Below are 6,543 nucleotides of genomic sequence, written 5' to 3' on the forward strand. Positions count from 1 at the left end.
TGTGAGTTGCTTTTCAGGGGTATCAACGTTTCCAATGAGCAATACTCTTCCTTCGCTTACTTTAACCTTTATAGATGAAAATAGTCCATGCTTTAGGAGTCCTTTATTGATTCTAATTACCATAGTTGTATCATCAACAATATTTCCCAAAGATTTATCTTGTGTTGTTATTGCTGTTGCTGTAGCCACTACGCTACCTATTATAAGTGGTGTACAGCCACTCTGTGTAATTAGAAAAATTCCAAGTAAGAAGCTTGTTGTTAGTCTCATTATTGATTTTCAGGTTTAGAATTTTCATAAGGAATGTTAATAAGCTTTTTTGATTGTGTAAATACTATAAATTAAGTAAGACTTAAGACCTTGAGTCTTTTTAAGACGGTACTTATAATTAGGGTGATAGGAATAGTTTATGTTAGTTATAAGTTGCTGAAAAATTCTTGCGGATATGGCGGAATTGGTAGACGTGCCAGGTTTAGGTCCTGGTGAGCTTGCTCGTGGGGGTTCAAGTCCCTCTATCCGCACTCAAAGTCATGTACTTGGATTAAAAAAAAGGTTTATGATTACTAAATATACTCTAATGTTTGTGTAAAAACTCGTTCTTAAGGATTGTATTTTACTGAGATTCTAGTAAAATAGCTTTATAAAAATATAAATTAAAACATTGATAAATAGGTTATGATGTCCAGCAACATACCTCAAAATGCAGTCGAAGTAGATACATCAAGTAATATATATACCTATAAGAAGCTTAGTGTAGATAAACTAAAGCATGAGTATGAAATCACAGTTAGTAGCGATTATATAGAACAAAAGATGAATTCTAGATTACAAGAGGTAGTGAAGAATGCAAAATTGCCTGGATTTAGATCCGGGAAGACGCCTTACGATCTTGTTGTTAAAAACTATAAAAGTGAAGTTTTGGAATATGTAGTGAATAATACGGTTGACTGTTGCTCAAGTGATTTAATGAAAAAAATTGAAGTCAAGTCTCACATTCATCCTAAGATTGATATTATATCATTACCGGATCTGGATAAAAAGGATGAAAAAGGCGATTTTGTATACAAACTGTCTTTTGAGTCAATGCCAGAAGTTCCAACAATAGATCTTGGTAAAATAAATTTGAAGAAAGTTGAGGCAAAAATCGAAGAGGGAGACATAAAGGAATTTATTGATTCTATAAAAACAAAATTTCCTAATCTTATCTCTGTTGATGATGATTCTTATCAAGCGAAAAATGGGGATAAATTGACAATTGATTTTGAGGGGCGGATTAGAAACAAACTCTTTCAAGGTGGAAGTGGCAAAAATTTTGCTGTTAATTTAGGATCCGGCGCATTTATCGATGGTTTTGAAGATCAATTAATTGACGTGAAAAAAGGAGAAACAAAAAGCTTTAAGTTGAGGTTTCCCGAGGATTACCAGGTAATTTCCCTTGCGGGACAAGAGGCTACTTTTTCTGTCCGAATTAATGATATTCAGATTGCTGAAGATTTTGGAAGTGATGATGAAGTAGCTAAGAGGATTGGTTTTGAGGATTATTCTTCGCTAATAAATCATGCAAAAGAAGTAATTGATAATCAATGTAAAGAAATGGGAGAACTCTTAATTAAGAAGGAGCTATTTGATTGTTTGGATGCTAGTTACAGCTTTGATTTGCCTACAGACGTAGTAAAACAGGAACAGCAGAGAGTGGAAAGAGAGTTGAACTCTAAAGATGACTCTTGTAAGGAAGCTGAAAGACGAGTAAAGCTTGCAATGTTACTTATGAAGTTCAGTACAGAACATAAAATATCATTAACTCAAAATGATGTTTTAAATGTTATTCTGAATCAGTATGTCAATAAAGATGTACTGCTTAATAGAGCATTGAAACATTTTAGCTCAAACAGGCAATTTCAGGAGTTAGTTAGAGGGCAAGCTCTTGAGCATAAAGTTACAGATTATATAATAGAAAAAGTTAATAAAGAAGAGCAAATTGTTTCTGTGAAAGGGTTAAAGGAATTATTTGATAATATTTAGTAGAAAAAGGTATGACTCTTATACCAATTGTAATTGAGCAAACTAGTCGTGGTGAACGTGCCTATGACATATATTCGAGGTTAGTGAAGGAAAGAATAATTTTTGTAACTGGTCCTATTGAGGACAATATGGCCAGCGTAATAGTAGCACAACTTTTATTTTTAGAATCGGAAAGCCCAGATAAAGACATTTTTATGTATATTAACTCCCCAGGTGGCATTGTAACTGCTGGCTTGTCGATCTATGATACAATGCAGTATATAAAACCAGATGTTTCAACTTTGTGTATAGGTCAAGCTGCATCTATGGGCTCTTTGCTGCTTGCAGCTGGTACAGAAGGTAAGCGTTACTCTCTGCCTCATTCAAGAATTATGATACATCAGCCATCTGGTGGTTGTCAGGGTCAGGCAACTGATATAGAAATACATGCTAATGAAATTTTGCGAATTAAGAAAAAGCTAAATCAGATTTATGAAAAACATACTGGAAGTTCACTGAAGCAAATTGAAAGAATGATGGAAAGAGATAAATTCATGGATCCTGAAGAAGCCAGGAAAATTGGCTTGGTTGACAGAGTAATAGCTGAGCGTAAAGATATTAAGATTGAAAGTATTAGAATTGGACAATAAGGTGAGTTAATGGACAACAATGATGATTTACACTACTGTTCTTTTTGCAATAAAGCACAAAATGAAGTAGATAAGTTAATTACTAATTCTTCAGACGGTTTGAAAGTGTTTATTTGTAATGAGTGCATAGAGTTATCTCATAGAGCAATAAGCCAAAAGAAAAGTGGGGCATTTAATTCAGATTATATGTCTGATGTGAAGTTGCTACTAAAAAAACCTGAAGATATAAAAATTTTTCTTAGTAAGCATGTTGTTGGTCAAGAACACGCGCAACATGTTTTGTCTGTAGCAATGTATAACCACTGTCAGTCTATGGCACAATTTCACTCGATAAGCGATGTTGAGATCGAAAAATCGAATGTAATGCTCATTGGTCCTACTGGTTCTGGTAAGACTTTGCTAGCCAAAACACTCGCTAAAGTTTCAGATGTGCCGTTCGCGATGGCTGATGCAACAACTCTGACTGAAGCAGGTTATGTAGGTGATGATGTGGAAAGCGTGTTATCGCGTCTATTGCAAGCAGCAAATTATGATGTTGCAAAGGCACAACGTGGTATAGTGTTTATAGATGAAATAGATAAAATCACAAGGAAATCTGAAGGTACTTCGATAACACGTGACGTTTCAGGCGAAGGAGTCCAACAAGCCCTACTTAAGATTATGGAAGGCACAGTTGCTTACGTTCCGCCACAGGGAGGAAGGAAACACCCACAACAGGAATTTGTACAAGTAGATACTAATAATATACTATTTATTTGTGGAGGGGCTTTTGAAGGTTTAGACAAGATCATTGAAGCAAGAAAGAAAGGAACATCAGTTGGCTTTGGAGCAGATATCAGTCAATCTAAAGAGCAAAGGAAAAAAAATACTTTACGTGATGTTCAACCTGAAGATTTAATTAAATTCGGTTTGATACCGGAGTTTGTAGGGCGTGTTCCAATAACTGCTGTTTTAGATGAGTTAGATCACGAAGATTTAGTACATGTACTGATAGAGCCAAGAAATGCACTAATAAAGCAGTACAAAGCATTACTTGCGTTTAGCAAAGTAAATCTTGAATTTTCAGATAACGCGGTATCAGCTATTGCTGAAAAAGCTATGAGTTACAAGACAGGTGCAAGAATGTTACGTGCTATTTTAGAGTCACTTTTGCTTGATGTTATGTATACAGTTGGAAACGGGGGTTTTGAAGGTAGTACAATAGTAGTTACTAAGGAAATGGTGGAATCAGGAAAAGTAGTGATCAATCGTGGCAACAAGGGTGGCGTTGTAGCAGGGGGTTGATGGTTAATTTAAACATGTATTATGAACATTGAGTGTGCTATGGACTCTGATTTTGCTACATTGCCGGTATTGCCTTTAAGAGATGTGGTAATTTTTCCAAGTGTAGTGGTACCTTTATTTATAGGCAGGGAAAAATCCATTAGTGCGTTAGAGTATGCAATTAATAATAGTAGTCACCAAAATAAGATTTTTCTTGTGACACAGCAAGATGGCTCTCTTGACAACCCAGAGCCACAAGATCTTTATGAAGTAGGTGTGCTAGCAAATATTGTACAGCCATTGATAAAATTGCCTGATAATGCGGTAAAAGTTGTAATCCAAGGGATCAGAAGAGGAAGAGCTGTTGAGTATATTGACTCTCATACTTTATTACAGGCTAGAGTAGAATTGGACAATTATCATGAATACGAGGAAGATGAGGATAATGTCGATCTGGAAGCTTTAAAGCGATCTGTTATAGGTGCGTTTGATAGCTGGTGTAAACTGAACAAGAAAAACCAGCCTGATATTGTTGTTAATCCTGTTGAGCAGATCAAAGAAATTGATCTGCTTGTAGACACGATAGTTTCATATTTGAATATAAAAGCATCAGGTAAGCAAAGCATACTTGAGACTTATGGTCCGGGGGAACGTTTAAAAAAAACTTTTACTTTTATTGAGAGAGAAATCAGCATTCTGAATGCACAAAACCGTTTATATAAAACAATTAAATCACAAGTTGAAAGCACTCAGAAAGCCTACTACCTCAATGAGCAGTTGAAAGCTATACAGAAAGAATTGGGCGAATTTGAGAATGGAGAAGAAGGAAATATAATAAATGAATTTGAAAAAAAGATAGAAGAAATAAAGCTTTCTCAGGAAGCAAGGGAGAAAGCTATAACTGAGTTGAAAAGATATAAGAAAATGAATCCCATTTCTCCTGAAGCTACAGTTATATCTAATTATCTGTATTGGTTGCTTGATCTGCCATGGGGAAAATACAAAGATGCAAAAATTAATTTAAATGCAGCTAAAAAAATCTTAGATGAAAATCATTATGGTATAGAGAAGGTAAAAGATAGAATAATAGAGTTTTTGGCAGTGTTAAAGAGAGTAAAAGAGATCAAGGGTCCTATACTTTGCTTATTGGGACCACCTGGTGTTGGTAAAACTTCTTTAGCTAGGTCTATGGCAAGAGCAGTAGGAAGAGATTTTGTTCGCATAGCTCTTGGTGGTGTGCGTGATGAATCTGAAATACGTGGCCATAGAAAAACTTATGTTGGCTCAATGCCCGGCAAAGTCATTCAACACATGAAAAAAGCTAATTCATGCAACCCACTTTTTTTACTTGATGAAATAGATAAGATGGGTTCTGATTCGCGTGGTGACCCTGCATCTGCGTTGCTTGAGGTTTTGGACACTGAACACAATAAGCACTTTACGGACCATTACCTAGAAGTTGAGTTTGATCTTTCAAGTGTAATGTTTGTCGCTACAGCAAACAGCTTGAATTTACCACACCCTTTGCATGATAGGATGGAAATCATACAATTATCTGGTTATACTGAAGATGAAAAAATTAGCATCGCTAAGTATCATTTAATTCCCAAATTAAAGAAAGAGCATGGTTTGCGTCAGAAAGAATGGAGTATAACTAACGATGCACTGTATGAGTTGATACGTTTATATACACGCGAGAGTGGGGTTCGCAGTATGGAGAGGGAGCTTGCAAAGCTCATGAGAAAGGCAGTGAAAAAAATATTAGAAGGTAAAAATAAGAAAATATGTGTGGGAGTTAACGATTTACAAGGTTATTTAGGAGTGCGTAAATATACCTTTGGTATTGCAGAAAATGAGAGTTTAGTGGGGGTAGTAACTGGACTAGCCTACACTGAAACAGGTGGTGATATTTTAATGGTAGAGTCAGTTTTGATTCCAGGTAAGGGGGAAATAAAATATACGGGAAAACTTGGAGAGGTTATGCAAGAATCCATAAAGGCTGCGTATAGTTATATTCGGTCAAATTGTCTATTCTTTGGCATAAAGCCTGAAAAATTTCAAAACAATGATATACATTTGCATCTACCTGAGGGTGCTGTACCAAAGGATGGACCTTCTGCTGGTAGTGCAATATGCACATCCATTGTTTCTCTTATGACAAACATACCAGTTAACAAAAGTGTTGCTATGACAGGTGAAGTGACACTGCGTGGTAGAATTTTAGCTATTGGAGGCTTGAGAGAAAAGTTACTTGCAGCACTTAGAGGATCAATCAAGACTGTGATTATACCTAGTGAAAATGAAAAGGATATGCAAGAAATACCAGCAAGTATCAAGGAAAAAGTCGATGTAGTTTTTGTCAAGAATATTGATGAGGTTATAAAAATTGCTTTGATACAGCCTACTATTCCAATTGAAAGCGATAATGGAAACAATGCACCATCTTCCTCTGTAAAAAATAAGGACGATAATTTTTCTGGCTTAGAAACACTAAAGCATTAGCATAGTTTTTGCCTGAGAATTATTTAGGTAAAAACTACCTAACAACCTCCGCTAATCCCATTATCATAATACTGAAGCTATTTATTTAACTTCCCAATCTGTGCAGATTAAAATGACAAGAAAACTT

The 6,543-nt window shown here is 35.5% G+C and carries 5 protein-coding genes and 1 tRNA gene; 5 read left to right on the forward strand and 1 reads right to left on the reverse strand.

Annotated features, from left to right (window positions below; all coding sequences use genetic code 11):
- Nucleotides 1-270 (reverse strand): BON domain-containing protein (locus IHO13_RS03970; RefSeq protein ID WP_458695363.1); only part of this gene is annotated, 270 nt, incomplete at its 3' end.
- A 169-nt stretch (nucleotides 271-439) separates the two neighbouring features.
- Here IHO13_RS03970 and IHO13_RS03975 point away from each other — a divergent pair.
- The 5 genes from IHO13_RS03975 to lon all read left to right on the forward strand — a co-directional run bounded on the left by IHO13_RS03975 (nucleotide 440) and on the right by lon (nucleotide 6,416).
- A tRNA-Leu gene (locus IHO13_RS03975) sits at nucleotides 440-521 on the forward strand.
- Nucleotides 522-678: 157 nt separating this feature from the next.
- Nucleotides 679-2,022, forward strand: coding sequence for a trigger factor (gene tig / locus IHO13_RS03980; protein WP_225538378.1), 1,344 nt, complete (start codon nucleotides 679-681; stop codon nucleotides 2,020-2,022).
- Nucleotides 2,023-2,033: 11 nt separating this feature from the next.
- Nucleotides 2,034-2,651: an ATP-dependent Clp endopeptidase proteolytic subunit ClpP gene (gene clpP / locus IHO13_RS03985; protein WP_225538379.1), complete on the forward strand. Its 618-nt coding sequence runs from the start codon at nucleotides 2,034-2,036 to the stop codon at nucleotides 2,649-2,651.
- Nucleotides 2,652-2,660: 9 nt separating this feature from the next.
- A complete protein-coding gene (clpX, locus tag IHO13_RS03990) occupies nucleotides 2,661-3,935 on the forward strand; it encodes an ATP-dependent Clp protease ATP-binding subunit ClpX (protein WP_225538380.1) in 1,275 nt (424 codons plus the stop codon).
- A 21-nt stretch (nucleotides 3,936-3,956) separates the two neighbouring features.
- Entirely contained in the window at nucleotides 3,957-6,416 is a 2,460-nt protein-coding gene (gene lon / locus IHO13_RS03995) for an endopeptidase La (RefSeq protein ID WP_225538381.1), read from the forward strand.
- The last annotated feature ends 127 nt before the right edge of the window (nucleotides 6,417-6,543 follow it).

This window comes from Wolbachia endosymbiont of Mansonella perstans (genome assembly GCF_020278605.1).
Classification (GTDB): domain Bacteria; phylum Pseudomonadota; class Alphaproteobacteria; order Rickettsiales; family Anaplasmataceae; genus Wolbachia.